Raw genomic sequence first — 18,909 nt, forward strand, 5'->3', positions numbered from 1 at the left:
ATGTTTATAAGACACAGCCACGGGTGGACACCCCGCCCGGGGGGCGGGGCCGCGCCCGTCGGCGCCGTCTCCGCCGGGCACGGCGCCGCCACGCCGCCGGGCGCCCGGCGGCCGTCAGATCGCGAAGCGCCACCGCTGGGGGGCGTAGAGGTAGCAGTTCCAGATGTTGAGGTCCACACCGGCCGTGCCCTCCAGCGGCACGTTGAGGCAGAGGCCGGACTGCGGGTTGTAGAACCTGGCGCTGTCCGTGTACTGCCACTGCTGGGAGCCGGTGCCGTTGCACTCGTAGACGCCGACCGGGGTGCCGGGCCGGGTCCCGCCGTGCCACACGTCCAGACACTTGCCGAGGGCCTGGAGGGTGCCGTTGACGCCCTTGCGCCAGTACTGGGCGGCGCTGCCGTCGCAGTCCCAGACCTGGACGGGCCGGTACTCGGTGGGGCTCGTGCTGCGGATCGCGAGGCAGAGGTCCCGGACGCCGACGATCGGGGCGGTGATGGTCGGCCCCGGCAGGTCGTCGTCGGCGGACGCGGTGCCGGGCGAGGCGAGGGCGGCCGCCCCGGCCAGGACGAGGGAGGCGAGTGCGGCGGCGGTACGACGCATGGGGGTGTCCCTTTCGAAGTCGTGTTCCAGGAAGGCCCGTTGCCGCGTGTCACGCCGGCCGGTCCGTCGAGGCGTCGGGGCCCGGCCGGGTGCCGGAAGGGCCGGGCCGCGGGCCGCCGTCAGACTCCCGGTCCGGTCCGCGGACCGTCAACGCCGGTCCGCGCAAATACCCCGACGGGGGTACCGCTCGCCGGGCGGGCCCCCGCGAACGGCGGGGCGGACCGGGCGGCGGCACCACCCGCCCGGGGTACCCGGCGCACGGAGGCCCGTGATCCGGTCGCCGCGCGCCCGCCGGCCTGTCGGTGGCGGGCGGTAGCCTCGGGGGCTCGGACGGCGTACGGCGAGGTGGCGGTGAGCGTGACGGGCGGGTGGGTCTCCACCGGGCTGGGGTGGCGGGACGGGCGGCCGGTGCTCAGCGCGGTGCACGGGCGGCGCGTGCACGAGCGGGAGGCGGTTCCCGGCACGGCGGTCGGCTGGCTGCTCGGCGGGCCCCGGCGGTGCGTCGGCGCGTGGCTCGCGGGCCACGACGAGCGCACGCCCTGCCCGCACCACGCCGTGATCGCGCCCGACGGCGCCGCCGTGCAGTGCCCCTCCTGCCAGAGCGTGGACCGCGGGCTGGCCCTGGCGCGGGACCAGATCCTCGACGACGGCCGCACCTACCGGCTCTACCTCGCCTGGTTCGGCGAGGGCCTGCTCAAGGTCGGACTCACCGCCGAGCAGCGCGGCTCCGCCCGGCTGCTCGAACAGGGCGCGCTCGCCTGGACGTTCGCCGCTCGGGGGTCGCTGCCCGCCGTCCGCCGCGCCGAACTGACCGTCGCCGCCTCCGGGCTGGCCCGGGAGCGGTTCAAGAGCCGGACGAAGGTCGACCACTGGTGGGAGCACGGCGACGAGGAACACCGCCGCACGCTGCTCACCGGCGCCCGCGCCCGGGCGCACGGGCTGCTGCGGGGGCACGGCGTCGAACTGCTCGCGGACCACCCGGTCACCGACCACGTCGGGCTCTTCGGCCTGACCGGCGGTGCCCCCGGGGTCTACCGCGCGGTCGAGGGCCTGGCGGACGGCGCGGTGCTCGCCGGGCTGCTGCGCCCGCCGATCGGGCGGCACCTGCTGCTTGACCAGCCGGACGGCGGCCCGCCGCTGCTCCTGGACACCCGGCTGCTGACCGGCTGGACGCTGACCCCGGCGGCCGGGCGGCCGTCCTGCGGGCTGGCACTGGCCGAGCGGGTCCGCCCGGCCGAGCCGGACACCCAGGAGGCGCTGTTCTGACCGGGCGCCGTCCCGCCCGGGTGCCGGGCCCCGCGGCCCGCCCGGCCCGGCGCTACGCCAGTCTGCCGCGCAGCACACCGGGCCCGGAACGGGACCGCCGCGACACCGGCGGCCGCGACGGACGGACGTCCGCGCGCCGGGCGGCCGGCTCCTCCGCGCCGGCCCCGGCGCCCGCCGCCCGGGCGGCCGCCAGCGCGACCCGGGCCAGCAGCGGATCCTCGCGCACACCCGCCGCCCGCTTCGCGCTCTGGCACCCCGTGCACCAGATCGGCGAGGCGGGCCCGTCGGGGTACGCCATCGTTTCGGGCGGCAGGTAGTGACTGCCGCACTCGACACACTCGAAGACCAGCCTCATCCGACGATCACCGTTCCGGATCCGTGGCACCGACCGCACGGCGACCAGTAGACGTGGATCTTGGGCACCATGCTCCCTTCCTCGTCCCGTTCGACCGTGGCCTCGGTCTTCTGGGTCCCCCCGGACCCGCCGCAACCGGAGCAGGCCTGAACCTCGGGCATATGCACGCTCCTTTTCGGCGGGGACCACGGTAGCGCGAAATCCGGGTCGCCAGCACCGATCCTGACGAAGCGTCCAAGAAGCGGGGCGCGCACGAGCACCACGCGCGCCCCGCTCCGCTCCTGGGAGGGCCTCCGGTTCAGCCCAGTGAGCTGCGCAGGAACTCGCGGTTCATCGCCGCGATGCTCGGCAGCGGGATGCCCTTGGGGCAGGCCGTCGCGCACTCGCCGGTGTTGGTGCAGCCGCCGAAGCCCTCGGCGTCCATCGCGGCCACCATGTCGCGCACCCGGGCCCTGCGCTCCGGCGCGCCCTGCGGCAGCACGTTGAGGTGGACCACCTTCGCGGAGGTGAAGAGCATCGCCGATCCGTTCGGGCAGGCCGCCACGCAGGCGCCGCAGCCGATGCACTCGGCGTGCTCGAACGCGGTGTCGGCGGTCTCCTTGGGGACGGGCGTGGCGTGCGCCTCGGGGGCGCTGCCGGTCGGGGCGGTGATGTAGCCGCCGGAGCCGATGATCCGGTCGAACGCGGAGCGGTCCACCACCAGGTCCTTGACCACCGGGAAGGCCGCCGCCCGCCACGGCTCGACGTCGATGGTGTCGCCGTCCCGGAAGTGCCGCATGTGCAGCTGGCAGGTGGTGGTCCGCTCGGGGCCGTGGGCCCGGCCGTTGATGACCATGCCGCAGGCGCCGCAGATGCCCTCGCGGCAGTCGTGGTCGAAGGCGACGGGCGTGTCGCCCCGGGTGATCAGCTCCTCGTTGAGAGTGTCCAGCATCTCCAGGAAGGACATGTCCGGCGAGATCCCGGTGACCTGGTAGGTGGTCATCGAGCCCGGCGTGTCGGGGCCCGCCTGGCGCCAGATCCGAAGGGTGAGGTTCACGCGTAGCTCCGCTGGGTGGGGTGGACGTGCTCGAAGTCGAGGTGCTCGCGGTGCAGGACGGGGGAGCGCCCGGTGCCGGTGAACTCCCAGGCGGCGGCGTAGGAGAACTCCTCGTCCCGGCGGGCCGCCTCGCCCTCGGGCGTCTGGCTCTCGACCCGGAAGTGGCCGCCGCAGGACTCGGCGCGGTGCAGCGCGTCCAGGCACATCAGCTCGGCGAGCTCGAAGTAGTCGACCAGCCGGTTGGCCTTCTCCAGTGCCTGGTTGAGCTCCTGTCCGGTGCCCGGCACCCGGATCCGGCGCCAGAACTCGTCCCGCAGCCGGGGGATCCGCTCCAGCGCGCGGCGCAGCCCGGCCGCGTCCCGGGCCATCCCGCACTCGTCCCAGAGCAGCTCGCCGAGCTCGCGGTGGAAGGAGTCGGGGGTGCGGTCGCCGTTCACCGCGAGGATGAGGTTCAGCCGGTCGGCGGACTCGGCCTCCACGGCGGCGATCTCCTCGTGGCCGGCCGGGACGGCGGGCAGGCGCTCGCGGGCCAGGTAGTCGTTGAGCACCGGCGGCAGGACGAAGTAGCCGTCCGCCAGGCCCTGCATCAGCGCGCTCGCGCCGAGCCGGTTGGCACCGTGGTCGGAGAAGTTGGCCTCGCCGATCGCGAACAGTCCGGGCACGGTGGTCTGCAGGTCGTAGTCGACCCAGAGCCCGCCCATCGTGTAGTGGATCGCCGGGTAGATCCGCATCGGCACCCGGTACGGGTCCTCGGCGGTGATCCGCTCGTACATCTCGAACAGGTTGCCGTACTTGGCCTCCACCGCGTCCCGGCCCAGCCGGCGGATCGCGTCGGCGAAGTCCAGGTAGACGCCCTGTCCGCCGGGGCCGACGCCGCGGCCCTCGTCGCAGACGTTCTTGGCGGCCCGGGAGGCGATGTCGCGCGGCACGAGGTTCCCGAAGGACGGGTAGATCCGCTCCAGGTAGTAGTCCCGCTCCTCCTCGGGGATCTCGGCCGGCGGCCGGGTGTCGCCCTCGGCCCTGGGCACCCAGATCCGGCCGTCGTTGCGCAGCGACTCGCTCATCAGGGTGAGCTTGGACTGGTGCTCGCCGGAGCGCGGGATGCAGGTCGGGTGGATCTGGGTGAAGCACGGGTTGGCGAAGTACGCGCCGCGCCGGTGGGCCCGCCAGATCGCGGTGGCGTTGGAGTTCTTGGCGTTGGTGGAGAGGTAGAAGACGTTGCCGTAGCCGCCGGAGGCCAGCACCACGGCGTCGGCGGTGTGGCTGGTGATCTCGCCGGTGACCAGGTCGCGGGCGACGATCCCGCGCGCCCGGCCGTCGATCACCAGCAGGTCGAGCATCTCGGTGCGGGCGTGCATCTCCACGTTCCCGGCCGCGATCTGCCGGGAGAGCGCCTGGTAGGCGCCGAGCAGCAGCTGCTGGCCGGTCTGGCCGCGGGCGTAGAACGTGCGGGAGACCTGCACGCCGCCGAACGAGCGGGTGTCCAGCAGGCCGCCGTACTCGCGGGCGAACGGCACGCCCTGGGCCACGCACTGGTCGATGATCTCCACCGACACCTGGGCCAGCCGGTGCACGTTGGACTCGCGGGCGCGGAAGTCGCCGCCCTTGACCGTGTCGTAGAACAGCCGGCGGACCGAGTCGCCGTCGTTGCGGTAGTTCTTCGCCGCGTTGATGCCGCCCTGGGCGGCGATCGAGTGGGCCCGCCTGGGGGAGTCCTGGAAGCAGAACTGGACGACGTGGTAGCCCTGTTCGGCGAGGGTGGCGCCCGCCGCGCCGCCGGCCAGGCCGGTGCCGACGACGATCACCCGGTGCTTGCGGCGGTTCGCCGGGTTGACGAGCTTCGCCTCGAACCGCCGCTGGTCCCAGCGCTGCTCGATCGGCCCCGCCGGGGCCCGGGTGTCGGCGATCGGCGCGCCGACGGTGTAGTCCGGGTACTCGCTCAACTCACCACTCCGGTCATCACGGCCACGGGGACGGACAGGAAGCCCACGGTCAGCAGCAGCGCCAGGCCGTCGGCGGTGCGCTTCAGCGCGCGGTCCCGCCGGGCGTTGTTGGCGCCCAGGGTCTGTGCGGCGCTCCAGAAGCCGTGCCGCACGTGCAGGCCGACGGCGAGCATCGCGACGACGTAGATCACGCAGGAGTACCAGGTCCCGAAGGAGGCCACGATGTTCTGGTACGGCCTGCCGTGCTCGGCGTTGGGGTTCACGGTCAGGGTGGTGAGGTCCAGGACGTGCCAGACGATGAACAGCGCCAGGATCACCCCGCCCCAGCGCATCGTGCGGGTCGCGTAGCTTGCCCGCCGCCGCCGGTGCTCGTACTTGCTCGGCCGGGCCGCGAGGTCGCGCCGGCTCAGCTGGTACGCGGCGACGCCGTGCAGCAGGACGGCGGCCAGCAGGCCCGCCCGGGCGATCCACAGGAACCACTCGTGGCCGAGGAAGGGCTGTCCGAGGGTGCGCAGCCACGCCGCGTAGCCGTTGAGGTCGTCCGGTCCGAAGAAGACCTTGAGGTTCCCGAGCATGTGGGCGACCAGGTACAGCAGCATGACCAGTCCGCTGACGGCCATGACCGCCTTCTTGCCGACGGTCGACCGCCACAGGGTCGCCAGGGTGGACGGATGCCGGGCCGTCCGGGTCGCGGTTGTCATGGCGACAACGGTAGGGAGCCACCAAACGGTACGTCCAAGACATGATGCGGCTCGTGACGATAGCCACCGCCTATGCTGGGAGCTGTGCAGCTCCAGCAACTCCGCTACTTCGTCGCCGTCGCCGAGACCCGCCACTTCACCCGCGCGGCCGAGGCGGCGCACGTGGCCCAGCCGTCCCTCTCGCAGCAGATCCGTTCGCTGGAGCGGGAGTTGGGAGCCGAGCTGTTCCACCGGACGCGCGGCAACATCGCCCTCACCGACGCCGGGGACGCCCTGCTGCCGCTCGCCCGGCGCATCCTCGCGGACACCGAGAGCGCCCGGCTCGCCGTCCAGGAGACGGTGCAGCTGCGCCGCGGCCGGGTGCGCCTGGGCGCGCCGCCGAGTCTGTGCACCAGCCTGGTGCCGGACGTGCTGAAGGTCTTCCGGGACCGCTACCCGGGTGTCGCGCTGGTGGTGCGCGAGGGCGGCTCGCGCGACCTGGTGCACAGCCTCGCGGAGGGCGAGCTGGACCTCGCCCTGATCATCACGCCGCCGAGCGGTGAGGCGCCGCCGGCCCTGGCGCTCACCGAGCTGCTGCACGAGGAGCTGGTGCTGGTCTCCCGCGAGCCGCCCGGCCGGCGGCGCCGGGTGCGGGTGGCTGAGCTGCGGGGGCGTCCGCTGGTGATGTTCCGGGAGGGCTACGACCTGCGGGAGGCGACCCTGGCGGCCTGCCGGGAGGCCGGGTTCGAGCCGGAGTTCGCGGTGGAGGGCGGCGAGATGGACGCGGTGCTCGGCTTCGTCCGGGCGGGCCTGGGGCCGGCGGTGCTGCCGGGGATGGTCGCCGCCCGCTCCGGGCTGACGGTCACGCCGTTCGCGGGTCCGGGTCTGGGCCGCACCATCGCCGTCGCGCACGGCCACGAGGTGCCGCCCACCCGGGCGGCCGGGGCGCTCCGGTCGACCCTGCTGGCGCATCTGCACGGCGCCGCCCGGGACGGCGAACTCCCCCCGGGGACAAAGCTGTTGCTCTAGAACGGCGGGGGCCGGGGCGGGCGGGCCCCGGACCCCCGCCGGGCGCGCGGATCAGGCCGGCAGCACGGCCTCGATCGCCGCGATCACCTCGTCCGACTCCGGCTCGGTGCGCGGGCGGATCCGGGCGGCCACGGTGCCGTCCGGCGACACCAGGAACTTCTCGAAGTTCCACGAGACGTCCCCGGCCTTGCCCTCGGCGTCGGCGGTCCCGGTGAGCCGCGCGTACAGCGGGTGCCGGTCCTCGCCGTTCACGTCGGTCTTCTCGAACAGGGGGAAGGACACGCCGTAGGTGGTCGAGCAGAAGGTGGCGATCTCCTCGGCGCTGCCCGGCTCCTGCCCGGCGAACTGGTTCGAGGGGAAGCCGAGCACGGTGAAGCCGCGCCCGGCGTAGCGCTCCTGGAGCCGCTCCAGGCCCGCGTACTGCGGGGTCAGGCCGCACTTGGAGGCGACGTTGACGATCAGCAGCGCCTTGCCCTTGTAGTCCGCCAGCGAGGCGGTCTCGCCGGACAGCGTGCGCAGCGGGATGTCGTACAGGCTCACGGTGTGGTCCCCATTCGGAGTCGGTCGTCGGTGGTGCGGCGGCGGGCGGGCCCGCGCGGGTACGGTATCCCGCCGCGCGCGCCCGTCCGGTGCACGTCCACCGGGTCAACCGTGGCGGGTCGGCGGGTGTTCCAGGGCGGCGATCCGCGCGGTGACCGCGGTGAAGTCGGCGCTCAGCCAGCGGTCCGGCCGCATCCGGACGGCGATGTCGGCGGTCAGCTGTTCGGCGGTCGCCACCAGGTAGGCGGCGGCGGTGGCGGGCGGCAGGTAGCGGTGGGCCAGCGCGGCGCGCTCGTCGGGGGCTATCCGCTCCTCGATCGCCACCACCGGGCCGGAGACCGTCACGTAGCGGCAGGGCGGCTCCTCCTGCTGGGCGCAGAGGGTGAAGCCGCCGGCCGCGCGGAGCCGGCGGGCCTTGACCGACTCCCGTCCGGTCAGCACGGTGAGCAGGCCACCGGGGCGGTAGGAGTACCAGATGGGCACGGTCAGCGGGGGCTCGCCGGGCGCGGGGCCGGCGACGGACAGGACGCCGACGTGCACGTCCGCCAGGAAACGTTCGCAGTCGGCGCGGGTCATCGTGAAGGACACGGTGGGGCCTCCCCAAGCAGGAAGGCCCGCGCGCACCCCGCGCGCGGGCAGTCCCCGGTACGTACCCGCACGGACCGGGCGCCGAACGCCCGGCGGGGGCCGGTCCGGCGCCCGGGGAGGCGTGGCGCACTCCTTCCGCGCCGCCGTCCGGCCGGACCGCCCCGCGGCCCGCCGCCGTGGGCCGGCCGCCGCCTCCGCGGCACGGGGCGGGGGTCGCAAGCCTGCCCGACCGACGAACGTCCGTACCCGTCCGGGTCCCGGATTCCGGCCCGGACGTGTGCCCGGCGTGCTGCCCGAGTGAAGGAACGGTGTGCGATGTTGGCCGCTCGCCGGGTGCTGGGTACCGTCGGTGGCACGCCGGACCTGTCATGGTTGCCATGTTCAACAGCGGGTCACGGCAAGGGGGTTCGGGACCGTCCGGGGAGTGGGGGAGCCCCGGCCGCCCGGTCCCGTGCAGCAAGCCCGCCGCGCCGTCCGGCCCGTTCCGTGCGTACCAGCCGCCATCGCAGCCACTGCAGTACCGCAGCCACGGCAGTACCGCAGTCGCTGCCGCCACGTAGCCACTGCAGCACCGCAGTCACCAGCCGCACCTCGCAGCACCGCACCCGCAGCGTTGCGCCGCCGACGGCGCGCAGCGGTGCGGGGTGCGCGGAAGGAAACTCCCGATGCCTCGACGCTGTGCCCTGCCCGGATGTCCGTCCGCCGACTCCGCCCCAGCCTCCTCCGCCGCTCCTTCCTCCGCCGCTCCTTCCTCGACCGCCTCCTTCGGGTCCGTCCCCGCCCCCCTCCTCTCCTCGCCGCCGGGGGTGCACCGGTGAACGGCCGCTCCAGCGGGCGCAAGAGCCCGCCGACCGCCCCGCGCCACAGCACCCGCCCCGGCCGGGCCCGCCCCCGCCGCGTGCTGCGCCACCGGACCCCGGCGGCCGTGCTGCGCGCGGTGCCCTGGCGCCACGACCTGCCCGCCTCCCTGGTGGTCTTCCTGGTCGCCCTCCCGCTCTGCGTCGGTGTCGCCGTCGCCTCCGGCGTGCCCGCCGAACTCGGCCTGGTCACCGGCATCGTCGGCGGCCTGGTGGTCGGCGCCCTGCCCGGCAGCAGTCTCCAGGTCAGCGGCCCCGCCGCCGGTCTGACCGTCCTCGTCCACGAGGCCGTCCAGGAGTACGGCGCGGGCGCCCTCGGCGTCCTGGTGCTGCTCACCGGACTGCTCCAGCTCGCCATGGGGGCCCTGCGGCTCGGCCGCTGGTTCCGGGCCATGTCGGCCTCCGTGGTGCACGGCATGCTGGCGGGGATCGGGCTGACCCTGGTCCTCGGCCAGCTCTACGCGCTCGCCGACCGCCGCGGCCCGGGCACGGGGCCCGAGAAGATCGCCGGTCTGCCCGCGCTGCTGCGCGACGCCGTCACCGGGTCGGCGAACCGCGGCGCGGTGGCGCTCGGTGCGGCGACCCTGCTGGTGCTGGTCGGCTGGAAGTACCTGCCGCCCCGGCTCGCCCGGGCGGTGCCCGGTCCGCTCGGCGCCGTCGGCCTGGCCGCCGCCGTCACCGCCCTGTTCGACCTGCCGGTCGCCCGGGTCGAGGTGGCCGGCCTGCTCGACGTCGTCCGGCTGCCCGACCACGCCGCGCTCGGCGCCCTGTTCACCACGGCCGGCGTCGGCACCGTGCTCGCCTTCACCCTGATCGCCTCCGCCGAGACCCTGTTCAGCGCCGCCGCCGTCGACCGGATGCACCACGGTCCGCGCACCCACTACGACCGTGAACTCACCGCCCAGGGCGTCGGCAACACCCTGTGCGGCCTCCTCGGCGCGCTCCCGATGACCGCCGTCATCGTCCGCAGCGCGACCAACGTCCAGGCGGGCGCCCGCACCAAGGCCTCCCGCGTCATGCACGGCGGCTGGCTCCTGCTGTTCACCGCCCTGCTGCCGGGGGCGCTCGGCCTCGTCCCGCTGACCGCGCTGGCCGCCGTCCTGGTGCACGCGGGCGCCAAGCTCGTCCCGGTCCGGCGGATGGCGGCGCTCTGCCGCGACCACCGGGGCGAGGCCGCGGTGCTCGCCGTGACCGCCGTCTCCGTCATCACCACCGACCTGTTCGAGGGGGTGCTGATCGGCGTCGGCCTCGCCGTGGTCAAGTCCGCCTGGCAGACCTCCCACCTGCAGATCTCCGTGGAGGAACCGCCGGCCGAGCCCGGCACCGGGGAGCGGCCCCTGCGGGTCCGGCTCTCCGGCAACGCCACCTTCCTGCGGCTGCCCCGGCTGCTGGACGCCCTCGAACGCCTCCCGGCGGACCGGCCGGTGGAACTCGACCGGTCCGGGCTGCGCCACCTCGACCACGCCTGCACGGTCGCCCTCACCACCTGGGCGGCGCAGCACCGCGCCCGCAGCTCCGCCCCGGTGGCGGTCGAGCCGCCGCTGCCGACGGTGGTCTGACGCTCTGGTTACCGTGGTCCTCCGAGGGCCGCGGCCGTACCGGTGCCGCGGTGGACAGCTGAGGAGGGCCAGTCGTGATCGCAGCCTTTTCGGTCACCCCGCTCGGGGTCGGCGAGGACGTCGGGGAGGCGGTCGCCGCCGCCGTGCGGGTGGTCCGCGCGAGCGGGCTGCCGAACCGCACGGACGCGATGTTCACCAGCGTCGAGGGGGAGTGGGACGAGGTGATGCCGGTGATCCGGGAGGCGATCGAGGCGGTCAAGGCCTACAGCAACCGGGTCAGCACCGTCATCAAGATCGACGACCGCGCCGGGGTGACCGACGGCCTGACCGCCAAGGTCGCCACGGTGGAGCGCCACCTCGCCGGGGGCTGACCGGGTGGCGGCCGGGGGCCGGCCGCCCGTGCCGACCGCCGGGGTCGCGCCGCGGTCGCGCCGGGGCCGGTCCGCCCGCCGTCCGGGGGCGGGCCGGTCGGCTCCTCCCTGGCCGACCTTCTTTCTTGACCGATCGATCTGGAAAGGACTACCTTTCAGGCATGGCGCGAACCAAGGAATTCGACCCCGACGCGGCGCTCCAGTCGGCCCTGGAGCTGTTCTGGCGGCGCGGCTACGAGGCCACCTCGATGGCGGACCTGGTCGAGCACCTCGGTATCGCCCGCGCCAGCGTCTACGCCACCTTCGGCAGCAAGCGGGAGCTGTACCTGCGCGCGCTGGAGCGGTACGGCGGCCAGCAGCAGCCGGTGCTGCTGGCCGAGCTGTCGCAGCCCGGCCCGGTCCTGCCGGCCGTCCGCGGCCTGGTCCTCCGGTTCGCCCGGGAGTCCGCCGCGGACGGCGAGGACGGCCCGCGCCGGGGCTGTTTCGTCACCAACACGGCGGTGGAACTGGCCCCGCACGACCGGGACGCCGCCCACCGGGTGGAGGTCAACCTGCTCCACCTGGAGACGGTGCTGACCACCGCGCTGGTCCGGGCGCGGGCCCAGGGGGAGCTGTCCGAGGGGCGCGACCCGCAGGCGCTGGCCCGGCTGCTGGTGGTGCTGTTCCAGGGCATGCGGGTGATCGGCAAGACCGGTGACGGCTCGGCCCGGCTGCGCGACGCCGCCGACCAGGCCCTCGCGCTGCTGGACTGACCGACCCGGCGCGCCCACCCCTGCGGCCCCCGTCCGCGCCTCCCTCGCGCACGCCTTCCCCCGCTCATGCCTGTTCTGCTGTCCTTATTCTGAACCGAACGGTCAATTTATACCTCGATCGAGGAGCACTCGCATGTCCCGCAGCACCACCCGCTTCACCGGCAAGTCCGTCCTGGTCACCGGTGGCGGCAGTGGCATCGGCCGCGCCGTCGCCCTCGCCTTCGCCCGGGAGGGAGCCCGCGTCGCCGTCGCCGGCCGCACCGCGAGCGCCCTCGCGGAGACCGTCGCGCTCGTCGAGCGGGAGGGTGGCACCGCCGTCGCCCTGACCGGCTCGGTGTCCGACCCTGCGGACGCCGCCCGCCTGGTGCGCGAGACCGTCGAGCGGCTTGGGGGACTGGACGTCGCCGTCAACAACGCCGGCGTCCTCGGCGGCATCGGCCCGATCGCCGACATCGCCGACGAGGAGTGGCGGCGGGTGATCGACATCAACCTCAACGGAACCTGGTACGCGATGAAGCACCAGATCGCCCACCTGCGCGCCAACGGCGGCGGGGCGATCGTCAACATCTCCTCCAACCTGGGCACCCACCTCCGGGTCGGCGACCTCGGCGTCTACGCGGTCTCCAAGGCCGCCGTCGCCACCCTGACCCGCAGCGCGGCCCGGGACCACATCGCCGACGGGGTGCGGATCAACCTGGTGAGCCCGGGTCCGATCGACACCACGATGTCCTCCCGCCCCGGCGAGAACGCGTCCGAGAAGGCGGACCGGATGAAGGAGAGCGTCCCGGCCGGCCGCGCCGGGGCCGTCGAGGAGGTCGCCGCCGCCGTCCTCCACCTCGCCTCCGACGAGTCCGCCTTCACCGTCGGCGCCGACCTCGTCCTCGACGGCGGCGTCACCGCCTGACCGGGACCTCCCCCGACCCCGGGGCCGGACCCCCACCCGGCCCCGGCCCCGGCCCCGGCCCCGGTTCCGGTTCAGGTCCTCGCCGCCCCTGCCGATCCGGCTCCGACCGGAGTTCCTCGGCGGCGGGCCGGACCAGCAGTTCCCCGAGCGCGGTGCGCCGGTGCAGCACGGCCTTCCCGGCCCGCTCGGTCGTGATCAGCCCGGCGGCCCGCAGTGCCGCCGTGTGCGCGGAGACCGTCGCACCGCTGACCCCGAGCCGCCGCGCGAGCCCGCCCGTGCTCCCGTCGGCGGCCAGCAGGTGCAGCAGCTCCGCCCGGGTGCCGCCCAGCACCCGGGCCAGCGCCTCCGGACCCGCCACCTCGTCCGGCTGCGGCGGCAGGCCGGTGCCGGCCGGGTACGTCAGCACGACCGGGCCGTCGGGCGGATCGGACAGCAGCGGCCCGCCCGACCAGTGGAAGGTCGGGAGCAGCAGCAGCCCGCGCCCGCCCAGCCGGACCTCCCGGGCCGCCGCGCCCGGCACCTCCCACCTCCCGTCGCCCGTCCGGCTCCCCGGCAGCAGACCCGGGAGCAGCGCCGCGGCACCGTCCTCGGCCAGCCGCACGGCCTGCCGGACGAACTCGGCGTGGTGCAGCTCCCGAACCCGCTCCCAGGCCGGGCCCACCACCGTGTCGAACGCCGCCCGCTGCGCGCGCTCGACCAGCCGCCACGCCCCGGCGTCCCCCCGGGGCAGTTCGTGCACCCAGGCCGGCGCGGGGGCGGGGGCCGGCGCGTACACCCGGGCCAGCTCGGCCGTCACCAGCGCGGACGGCGCGGCCCGCACCCGCTCCACCGATTCCGCCAGGCTGTCCGCCACCACGTCCAGGAAGACCGGCGCCCGGCCGCCGGGAGCCAGGTCCGCGAGCGGCACGGCGGCCGGCGGCAGCGCGCTCAGCGTCCGCCGCCGCCAGCGGTCGAGCAGCGGGGCCGGCCCCGGGCGGGTGAGCGTCAGAAGCGCCGCGTGCAGTTCCTGCAACGGTGCCGGCCGGGGGGCCAGCCGGACCAGACCGAAGTCCTCCGGGGTGAAGTGGATCCGCAGCACGGCGCTCCCGGGGTCGTACGGGTGTCCGCGCCAGCGTGCCATCCCTGAGCCCGGGGCCTCAACGATGTCCCGCCCGGCCCGGTGCGGGCGAGCATCGGGGCATGACCCACGACCTCCCGATCGACCGACGGACCGTCACCGTCGCGGCCCTGGGGGCCGCCGCGCTGCTGTTCGGCCCGGCCGCCCGCGCCGGCGCCGCAGCCGGCGTCTTCGCGGCTCCGGCTCCTTCCACCGCTCCGGTCCCTTCTGCCACTCCGGCCCCTTCTGCCCGAGGGCTGGTGCTCACCCTGCCCGCGCCGAGCGGGCCGCACCGCGTGGGCCACCGGGCGCTCCAGCTGACCGACCACACCCGCCACGACCCCTGGCAGCCCGCGATCCCGTTCCGCGAGGTGATGGTCTCGGTGTACTACCCGGCCCGCGCCCGCCGCCGGCCGCGGCCGGTCCCGCAGCTCCCGCCGGCCACCGCCCGCCGCTTCGGGGAGCTCCTCCCGCTCGTCGATCCGCGCCTGCCCGCCGCCGGGGTCGACTGGGGCGCGACGCTGACCCACGCGGACGAGGACGCCCCGGTGCTGAAGGGCCGCCGCCGTCCCGTCCTGCTGCACAGCCCGGCCGGCGGCGATCCGCGCGGCCTCGGCTCCTCGCTCGCGGTCGACCTCGCCAGTCACGGTGCGGTGGTGGTGTCCGTGGACCACCCCGGGGACGGCCTGGTGGTCGCCCTCCCGGCCGGTGCGCGGGGAGGCCCCGAACGGCTCCGGGAGACGGAGCTGCGCGGTGACCCGCGGCTGGACCCGCGGCTGTTCCGGACCGTGATCGACACCAGGGTGGCCGATCTGCGGTTCGTCCTCGACCGCCTGCACCGGCCCGCCCGCCTCCCGCTGCCGGCCGGCCTCGCCGCCGTCCTGGACCTCGGGCGGACCGGTGCGTACGGACACTCGGCCGGGGGCAGCGCGGCGGCGGAGCTGATGCACGAGGACCGACGGGTCCGGGCCGCCGCCGACCTGGAGGGCTTCCTCGACCACCCGCCCGTCCGTCCCGGCGCCGCCGCCGAGCCCTTCCCGGTCACCGAGCACGGGACGGACCGGCCCCTGCTGCTGATGCGCAGCTCCGGGTTCGCCGGGCAGGCCGAACTGGACCGGTCCTGGAGCGCGCTCACCCGCCGCTCGGGCGGCCGGGTCACCGAACTGCGGGTCGCCGACGCCGGTCACGGGGTGTTCGCGGACCAGGCCGCCGTGCTGCCGCAGCTGGAGGCCGCCGGGCTGGTCACCGGGGACACCCGCGCGCAACTGGTCGGTACCGCCCCGCCGGCGCGCACCGTCCCCGAGGTCAGGGCAGCTGTCCGGGGCTTCTTCGCCCGGCACCTGGGCGGCCGCTGACCAGCGGGGCTGTAATCCGAGGTCCGCTCAGGCCGAGAGGGCCTCGTCCTCGCCCGGGAGCACACAGGCGGCGGCGAGGTCGTCCAGCGAGAGCCCGAGCGCGTACGCCAGCGCCGCGACGGTGAAGAACGCCGGCGTGGGCGCCCGCCCCGTCTCGATCTTCCGCAGCGTCTCCGCCGACACCCCGGCCGCCGCGGCCACCTCCACCATGCTGCGATCGCCCCGCGCCTCCCGCAGCAGCGCACCGAAGCGCTCGCCGCGCGCACGTTCCCCGGGTGTCAGCGGAGTCCTCACCATGACCCCGATGGTAGGCCACCCCCGTGGCCCGGTCCGGTCCTTCCGCTCGACCGTGATACAAATACCGGTATAAGAATTGGTTCGATGCTGGAGGCATCCCATGGTGGAGCTCAAGTCGGAGGCGGCGCTGGCCGCGATGCGGGAGGCCGGGCGGGTGGTCGCCACGGCGCTGGCGGCGGTGGAGCGGGCGGCCGGGATCGGGGTGAGCCTGCTGGAGCTGGACGAGGTGGCCCGCGACGTCCTCCGCGCGGCCGGGGCGCGCTCGCCGTTCCTCGGCTACCGGCCGTCCTTCGCCCCGGTGCCCTTCCCCGCCGTGATCTGCGCGTCCGTCAACGACGCCGTGGTGCACGGCATCCCCGACGGCTACCGGCTGCGCGACGGCGACCTGGTGAGCATCGACTGCGGCGCCGTCCTGGGCGGCTGGGCCGGCGACGCCGCCGTCAGCTTCACCGTCGGCACGCCCCGTCCCGAGGACGTCGCGCTGATCGACGCCACCCGCCGCGCCCTGGACGCCGGCATCGCCGCCGCCGTGGCCGGCGGCCGGCTCGGCGACATCGCCCACGCCATCGGCACCGTGGCCCGTGGCGCCGGCTACGGCCTCCTCGACGGCTTCGGAGGCCACGGCATCGGCCGCACCATGCACGAGGACCCCCACGTCCCGAACGAGGGCCGCCCCGGCCGGGGCTTCCCGCTGAAGCCCGGCCTCGTCCTCGCCCTCGAACCGATGCTCACCGCCGGCGGCGCCGACACCCACACCACCGACCCCGACGGCTGGACCCTCCGCACCACCGACGGCACCCGGGCCGCCCACATCGAACACACCGTCGCCATCACCCCCGACGGCCCCCGCATCCTCACCCTCCGCTGAGGCCCCATCGGCCGGCCGGGCTCGGGAACCCCGTCCTCCCGGAGCTCCGCCAGGGCCGATACCCTGCGCTCGATCCCTGGGCCGCCGCCCGGGGTCGCAGTGGTACCGGGGTGGAGGAGGGTTCGTCGCGGATGGTCGATCAGCCGGCTCCGCAGCTTCCGTAGCCCGCTACGAGACATGGAGTTCGCGATGGACCATCTTTCCGAACTGCGCGGGATCATCGGCCCGCCGAGCGGACCTGGCGTCTCTGCGGCGGGCTGGCGTCGGGTGGAGCATGATCTCGGCGTGTCGCTTCCCGAGGAGTTCAAGGTGCTCGCGGACTGGTACTCGCCGATTCGGATCGGACGGTCGATCCTGTTGGCGAACCCGGAGACCGGCGTTTTCAACTTCGGGGCGCACGTCCGGCAGACGTTGGATGCGTACCGGGCGTGTGACTTTTCGCGGGAGAATTTCCCGGATTTTCCCGATGTGATTGGATTCGGTGGTCCTGACGGGCTGATCCCGCTCTCCGGTACGGCTCATGGGGAGGAGATATTCCTCTATCGTGACCCGGTTGTCGGGCGCTGGCAGATCGTCGTCTTCGTGGGTGACGACCTTGAGTTCCACCGTTACGACATGGGGTTCGCGGAGTGGCTCCACCGGTATCTCACGGGTGAGGACATGGCCGGCCCGAACAGTGCCCGGGCGATGCCGAACCCCTTGCCTCTGATGGATCTGCTGGTGCCCGAGGGAACCGCCCCCGTCGAGCGGTTCGGGCCGCTGCGCCCCTCGTAGGGGTCTTGGCGGGCGGGCGGGACCGTCGGCCGGGTTGCGGGGACCTTGGACCCTGGGTGTGCTGGTCGGGGGCGGGAAAGGGTGGGGGTGTGGCCGGGGGCGATGCCCTCGGCCGGCCGGTTTCACAGGGAGCAGCGGAGGTCGTCATGCCCAGGTCCGTCGTCGTCGGTGTCGATGGTTCGCCCGAGAGCCTTGCCGCCCTGGACTGGGCGGCGGAGGAGGCCGCGGGCCGGGGGGTGGGGCTGAAGGTGGTGCTCGCCTGGCCGAGCGTGGTGACGCCGTTGTCGGTGCTGGGGTCGGTGGACCTGGCGCGGCGGCAGGCGGACGTCACGCTGCGGGAGGCCGAGCTGCGGGTGCGCGAGCGGTGGCCCGAGCTGGGCGTGCAGGCCGTACAGGTGCCGCACGAGCCGGTGCGGGCGCTGGTCGACGAGGCGAGCGGCGCCGAGGAGCCGGACGGCGAGCCGGCGGAGCTGCTGGTGCTGGGCTCGCGCGGGCTCGGCGCGGTGGCCGGGTTCCTGGTCGGGTCGGTGAGCCAGCGGGTGCTGGCGAAGGTCGACTGCCCGGTGGTGCTGGTCCGCCGGGGTGAGGACGGGGAGGCTGAGGGCGGAGCCGTCGGGCGCGAGGTCGTGGCGGGCGTGGACCCGTTCGACGGGGCCGACGAGGTGCTCGCCCACGCCTTCGAGGTCGCGGAGCGGCGCGGACTGCCGCTGCGCGCCGTCTACTCCTGGACGCTCCCGGCCACCTACCAGTACGCGGGTATCGCGGCCAGTGTCGACGTGACCGGCGAGATGCTGGTGTACGCCAAGGGTGAGCTGGCCCGGGTGGTGCAGCCGTGGCGGCGGAAGCACCCCGGGGTGACCGTGGTCGAGGAGGCCGTGAACGCCCGCCCGGCGAAGGTGCTCGCCGACCGCGCGGCCGACGCCGAGCTGGTGGTGATCGGACGGCGGGTCCGGCGCTCGCCGCTGGGCGCGCACATCGGAGCGGTGGCGCACGCGGTGCTGCACCACGTGCCCAGCCCGGTCGCCGTCGTTCCCTACGAGCGGCAGGATGCCAAGCAGCAGGAGCAGGAGCAGGAGCAGGAGGCCGGCGATGAGTGACCCGGTGCTGGCGGGTGTCGACGGCTCGGAGGCGAGCCTGGCCGCGGTGGACGTCGCGGTCCGGGAGGCCCGGCTGCGCGGCCGTGGGCTGCGGATCGTGCACGCTTTCATCTGGCCGCTGATGCACGTGCCGCTCGGTCCGGCGAAGGACGGCCCGGCCGGTGGTGGGCTGCGGCACCAGGCGGAGGGCTTCCTGGAGGACGCCCGGGCCCGTGCGCGGGAGCTGGATCCGGAGCTGGAGGTCCACACCGAGCTGGTGACCGGGGAGCCGCTGACCGTGCTGGCGCACTGGTCGGCGAAGTCCTCCCTGGTGGTGGTCGGCAGCCGGGGGCTCGGCCGGTTCGGCGCCCTGCTGATCGGTTCGGTCGCCGTGCACCTGGCGGCGCACGCCGCCTGCCCGGTGCTGATCGTCCGGGGCCGGCCGGACCCGGCGGGCCCGGTGCTGGTCGCGGTGGACGGCTCAGGGGTCGGCGCCGAGGCGCTGGGCTTCGCCTTCGCCGAGGCCGCCGCACGCCGGACCGGGCTGACCGCCCTGCACATCGCGCACCCGAGCGCCGACTGGCAGGACCAGGAGGAGCGGGTGCTCGCCGAGGCGCTGGCCGGCTGGCGGGAGAAGTACCCGGACGTCGCGCTGCACTCCGAGGTCGTGGAGGCGCACACCCGGCCGGCGCTGCTGGAGGCGAGCCGGGAGGCGCAGCTGCTGGTGGTCGGTGCCCGCGGCCGGGGCGGCTTCGCGGGCATGCTGCTTGGCTCCACCAGCCAGGCGATGATCCAGCACGCGCACTGCCCGGTGGTCGTGGTCAGGCACGAGGGGGAAGGCACGGCAGGGGCCTGAGGCCGGCGGCGGCCGGGCCCGGCCCGCCGGAGCCCTGCACCCGGGCCCGGGCCGGGCCCGCCCCGAGACCCGATGACACCCGGGGCCCGACGATGCGCGGACCCGGC

General features: G+C 75.1%; 21 protein-coding genes. 11 read left to right on the forward strand and 10 right to left on the reverse strand.

Going from position 1 to position 18,909, the window contains the following annotated elements:
• Positions 1-114: 114 nt before the first annotated feature.
• Positions 115-600 (reverse strand): ricin-type beta-trefoil lectin domain protein, encoded by a 486-nt coding sequence (locus ACFCX4_RS13910; protein WP_376141857.1) that lies wholly within the window; start codon positions 598-600, stop codon positions 115-117.
• Positions 601-957: 357 nt separating this feature from the next.
• On the opposite strand from ACFCX4_RS13910, the gene ACFCX4_RS13915 reads away from it, so the two are divergent.
• Positions 958-1,866 carry a DUF2797 domain-containing protein gene (locus ACFCX4_RS13915; RefSeq protein ID WP_376141859.1) on the forward strand — a complete coding sequence of 303 codons (909 nt, stop codon included), beginning with the start codon at positions 958-960 and terminating at the stop codon, positions 1,864-1,866.
• A 52-nt stretch (positions 1,867-1,918) separates the two neighbouring features.
• On the opposite strand, the gene ACFCX4_RS13920 is transcribed toward ACFCX4_RS13915, so the two are convergent.
• The 5 genes from ACFCX4_RS13920 to ACFCX4_RS13940 form a co-directional block, all read right to left on the reverse strand.
• Complete coding sequence (locus tag ACFCX4_RS13920) at positions 1,919-2,221, reverse strand: hypothetical protein (RefSeq protein WP_376141862.1); 303 nt, start codon at positions 2,219-2,221, stop codon at positions 1,919-1,921.
• Positions 2,218-2,382: a hypothetical protein gene (locus ACFCX4_RS13925; protein WP_376141865.1), complete on the reverse strand. Its 165-nt coding sequence runs from the start codon at positions 2,380-2,382 to the stop codon at positions 2,218-2,220. Before ACFCX4_RS13925 ends, ACFCX4_RS13920 begins: the two co-directional genes overlap by 4 nt.
• 137 nt (positions 2,383-2,519) lie before the next feature.
• The gene (locus tag ACFCX4_RS13930; protein ID WP_376141867.1) at positions 2,520-3,257 is read right to left on the reverse strand and encodes a succinate dehydrogenase/fumarate reductase iron-sulfur subunit; all 738 of its coding nucleotides are present in this window, start codon (positions 3,255-3,257) and stop codon (positions 2,520-2,522) included.
• The gene (locus ACFCX4_RS13935; protein ID WP_376141870.1) at positions 3,254-5,200 is read right to left on the reverse strand and encodes a fumarate reductase/succinate dehydrogenase flavoprotein subunit; all 1,947 of its coding nucleotides are present in this window, start codon (positions 5,198-5,200) and stop codon (positions 3,254-3,256) included. Before ACFCX4_RS13935 ends, ACFCX4_RS13930 begins: the two co-directional genes overlap by 4 nt.
• Positions 5,197-5,901: a succinate dehydrogenase cytochrome b subunit gene (locus ACFCX4_RS13940; protein WP_376141872.1), complete on the reverse strand. Its 705-nt coding sequence runs from the start codon at positions 5,899-5,901 to the stop codon at positions 5,197-5,199. Before ACFCX4_RS13940 ends, ACFCX4_RS13935 begins: the two co-directional genes overlap by 4 nt.
• Positions 5,902-5,985: 84 nt before the next feature.
• On the opposite strand from ACFCX4_RS13940, the gene ACFCX4_RS13945 reads away from it, so the two are divergent.
• A complete protein-coding gene (locus ACFCX4_RS13945; RefSeq protein ID WP_376141874.1) occupies positions 5,986-6,909 on the forward strand; it encodes a LysR family transcriptional regulator in 924 nt (307 codons plus the stop codon).
• 51 nt (positions 6,910-6,960) lie between these two features.
• On the opposite strand, the gene ACFCX4_RS13950 is transcribed toward ACFCX4_RS13945, so the two are convergent.
• Both ACFCX4_RS13950 and ACFCX4_RS13955 read right to left on the reverse strand, forming a co-directional pair.
• Positions 6,961-7,449: a glutathione peroxidase gene (locus tag ACFCX4_RS13950; RefSeq protein ID WP_376141876.1), complete on the reverse strand. Its 489-nt coding sequence runs from the start codon at positions 7,447-7,449 to the stop codon at positions 6,961-6,963.
• A gap of 105 nt (positions 7,450-7,554) precedes the next feature.
• Positions 7,555-8,037, reverse strand: a complete 483-nt coding sequence (locus tag ACFCX4_RS13955) for a pyridoxamine 5'-phosphate oxidase family protein (protein ID WP_376141878.1) — start codon at positions 8,035-8,037, stop codon at positions 7,555-7,557.
• A 925-nt stretch (positions 8,038-8,962) separates the two neighbouring features.
• Here ACFCX4_RS13955 and ACFCX4_RS13960 point away from each other — a divergent pair.
• The 4 genes from ACFCX4_RS13960 to ACFCX4_RS13975 all read left to right on the forward strand — a co-directional run bounded on the left by ACFCX4_RS13960 (position 8,963) and on the right by ACFCX4_RS13975 (position 12,480).
• Entirely contained in the window at positions 8,963-10,453 is a 1,491-nt protein-coding gene (locus ACFCX4_RS13960; protein ID WP_376141925.1) for a SulP family inorganic anion transporter, read from the forward strand.
• A 74-nt stretch (positions 10,454-10,527) separates the two neighbouring features.
• A complete protein-coding gene (locus ACFCX4_RS13965) occupies positions 10,528-10,824 on the forward strand; it encodes an MTH1187 family thiamine-binding protein (protein WP_376141881.1) in 297 nt (98 codons plus the stop codon).
• A gap of 161 nt (positions 10,825-10,985) precedes the next feature.
• Positions 10,986-11,576 (forward strand): TetR/AcrR family transcriptional regulator, encoded by a 591-nt coding sequence (locus ACFCX4_RS13970; protein ID WP_376141883.1) that lies wholly within the window; start codon positions 10,986-10,988, stop codon positions 11,574-11,576.
• Between the two features lie 133 nt (positions 11,577-11,709).
• Positions 11,710-12,480 (forward strand): SDR family NAD(P)-dependent oxidoreductase, encoded by a 771-nt coding sequence (locus tag ACFCX4_RS13975; protein WP_376141886.1) that lies wholly within the window; start codon positions 11,710-11,712, stop codon positions 12,478-12,480.
• On the opposite strand, the gene ACFCX4_RS13980 is transcribed toward ACFCX4_RS13975, so the two are convergent.
• On the reverse strand, positions 12,470-13,600 hold the full coding sequence (locus ACFCX4_RS13980; RefSeq protein ID WP_376141888.1) for an ArsR/SmtB family transcription factor: 1,131 nt from the start codon (positions 13,598-13,600) through the stop codon (positions 12,470-12,472). The two genes, ACFCX4_RS13975 and ACFCX4_RS13980, sit on opposite strands and share 11 nt — an antisense overlap.
• Before the next feature lie 59 nt (positions 13,601-13,659).
• Here ACFCX4_RS13980 and ACFCX4_RS13985 point away from each other — a divergent pair, with 59 nt between their 5' ends.
• Positions 13,660-14,931 (forward strand): alpha/beta hydrolase, encoded by a 1,272-nt coding sequence (locus tag ACFCX4_RS13985; RefSeq protein ID WP_376141891.1) that lies wholly within the window; start codon positions 13,660-13,662, stop codon positions 14,929-14,931.
• 27 nt (positions 14,932-14,958) lie between these two features.
• Here the strand turns inward: ACFCX4_RS13985 and ACFCX4_RS13990 are convergent, their stop codons facing one another.
• The gene (locus ACFCX4_RS13990) at positions 14,959-15,228 is read right to left on the reverse strand and encodes a helix-turn-helix domain-containing protein (protein ID WP_376141894.1); all 270 of its coding nucleotides are present in this window, start codon (positions 15,226-15,228) and stop codon (positions 14,959-14,961) included.
• 100 nt (positions 15,229-15,328) lie between these two features.
• On the opposite strand from ACFCX4_RS13990, the gene map reads away from it, so the two are divergent.
• The 4 genes from map to ACFCX4_RS14010 all read left to right on the forward strand — a co-directional run bounded on the left by map (position 15,329) and on the right by ACFCX4_RS14010 (position 18,802).
• Complete coding sequence (map, locus tag ACFCX4_RS13995; RefSeq protein WP_376141896.1) at positions 15,329-16,096, forward strand: type I methionyl aminopeptidase; 768 nt, start codon at positions 15,329-15,331, stop codon at positions 16,094-16,096.
• 177 nt (positions 16,097-16,273) lie between these two features.
• Complete coding sequence (locus tag ACFCX4_RS14000; protein WP_376141898.1) at positions 16,274-16,870, forward strand: SMI1/KNR4 family protein; 597 nt, start codon at positions 16,274-16,276, stop codon at positions 16,868-16,870.
• Positions 16,871-17,016: 146 nt separating this feature from the next.
• Complete coding sequence (locus ACFCX4_RS14005; protein ID WP_376141901.1) at positions 17,017-17,967, forward strand: universal stress protein; 951 nt, start codon at positions 17,017-17,019, stop codon at positions 17,965-17,967.
• Positions 17,960-18,802: a universal stress protein gene (locus ACFCX4_RS14010; protein WP_376141904.1), complete on the forward strand. Its 843-nt coding sequence runs from the start codon at positions 17,960-17,962 to the stop codon at positions 18,800-18,802. The genes ACFCX4_RS14005 and ACFCX4_RS14010 overlap by 8 nt, the downstream gene beginning before the upstream one ends.
• Positions 18,803-18,909: the final 107 nt, after the last annotated feature.

The sequence above is a fragment of the Kitasatospora sp. NPDC056327 genome (assembly GCF_042261735.1).
Lineage (GTDB): Bacteria > Actinomycetota > Actinomycetes > Streptomycetales > Streptomycetaceae > Kitasatospora.

What these genes read in the sequence shown, in the direction of transcription:
- ACFCX4_RS13910 (WP_376141857.1), bottom strand. Translation starts at nt 600, where the DNA reads ATGCGTCGTACCGCCGCCGCACTCGCCTCCCTCGTCCTGGCCGGGGCG.
- ACFCX4_RS13920 (WP_376141862.1), bottom strand. Translation starts at nt 2,221, where the DNA reads ATGAGGCTGGTCTTCGAGTGTGTCGAGTGCGGCAGTCACTACCTGCCG.
- ACFCX4_RS13925 (WP_376141865.1), bottom strand. Translation starts at nt 2,382, where the DNA reads ATGCCCGAGGTTCAGGCCTGCTCCGGTTGCGGCGGGTCCGGGGGGACC.
- ACFCX4_RS13940 (WP_376141872.1), bottom strand. Translation starts at nt 5,901, where the DNA reads ATGACAACCGCGACCCGGACGGCCCGGCATCCGTCCACCCTGGCGACC.
- ACFCX4_RS13970 (WP_376141883.1), top strand. Translation starts at nt 10,986, where the DNA reads ATGGCGCGAACCAAGGAATTCGACCCCGACGCGGCGCTCCAGTCGGCC.
- ACFCX4_RS13975 (WP_376141886.1), top strand. Translation starts at nt 11,710, where the DNA reads ATGTCCCGCAGCACCACCCGCTTCACCGGCAAGTCCGTCCTGGTCACC.
- ACFCX4_RS13980 (WP_376141888.1), bottom strand. Translation starts at nt 13,600, where the DNA reads ATGGCACGCTGGCGCGGACACCCGTACGACCCCGGGAGCGCCGTGCTG.
- ACFCX4_RS13985 (WP_376141891.1), top strand. Translation starts at nt 13,660, where the DNA reads ATGACCCACGACCTCCCGATCGACCGACGGACCGTCACCGTCGCGGCC.
- ACFCX4_RS13990 (WP_376141894.1), bottom strand. Translation starts at nt 15,228, where the DNA reads ATGGTGAGGACTCCGCTGACACCCGGGGAACGTGCGCGCGGCGAGCGC.
- map (WP_376141896.1), top strand. Translation starts at nt 15,329, where the DNA reads ATGGTGGAGCTCAAGTCGGAGGCGGCGCTGGCCGCGATGCGGGAGGCC.
- ACFCX4_RS14000 (WP_376141898.1), top strand. Translation starts at nt 16,274, where the DNA reads ATGGAGTTCGCGATGGACCATCTTTCCGAACTGCGCGGGATCATCGGC.
- ACFCX4_RS14005 (WP_376141901.1), top strand. Translation starts at nt 17,017, where the DNA reads ATGCCCAGGTCCGTCGTCGTCGGTGTCGATGGTTCGCCCGAGAGCCTT.
- ACFCX4_RS14010 (WP_376141904.1), top strand. Translation starts at nt 17,960, where the DNA reads ATGAGTGACCCGGTGCTGGCGGGTGTCGACGGCTCGGAGGCGAGCCTG.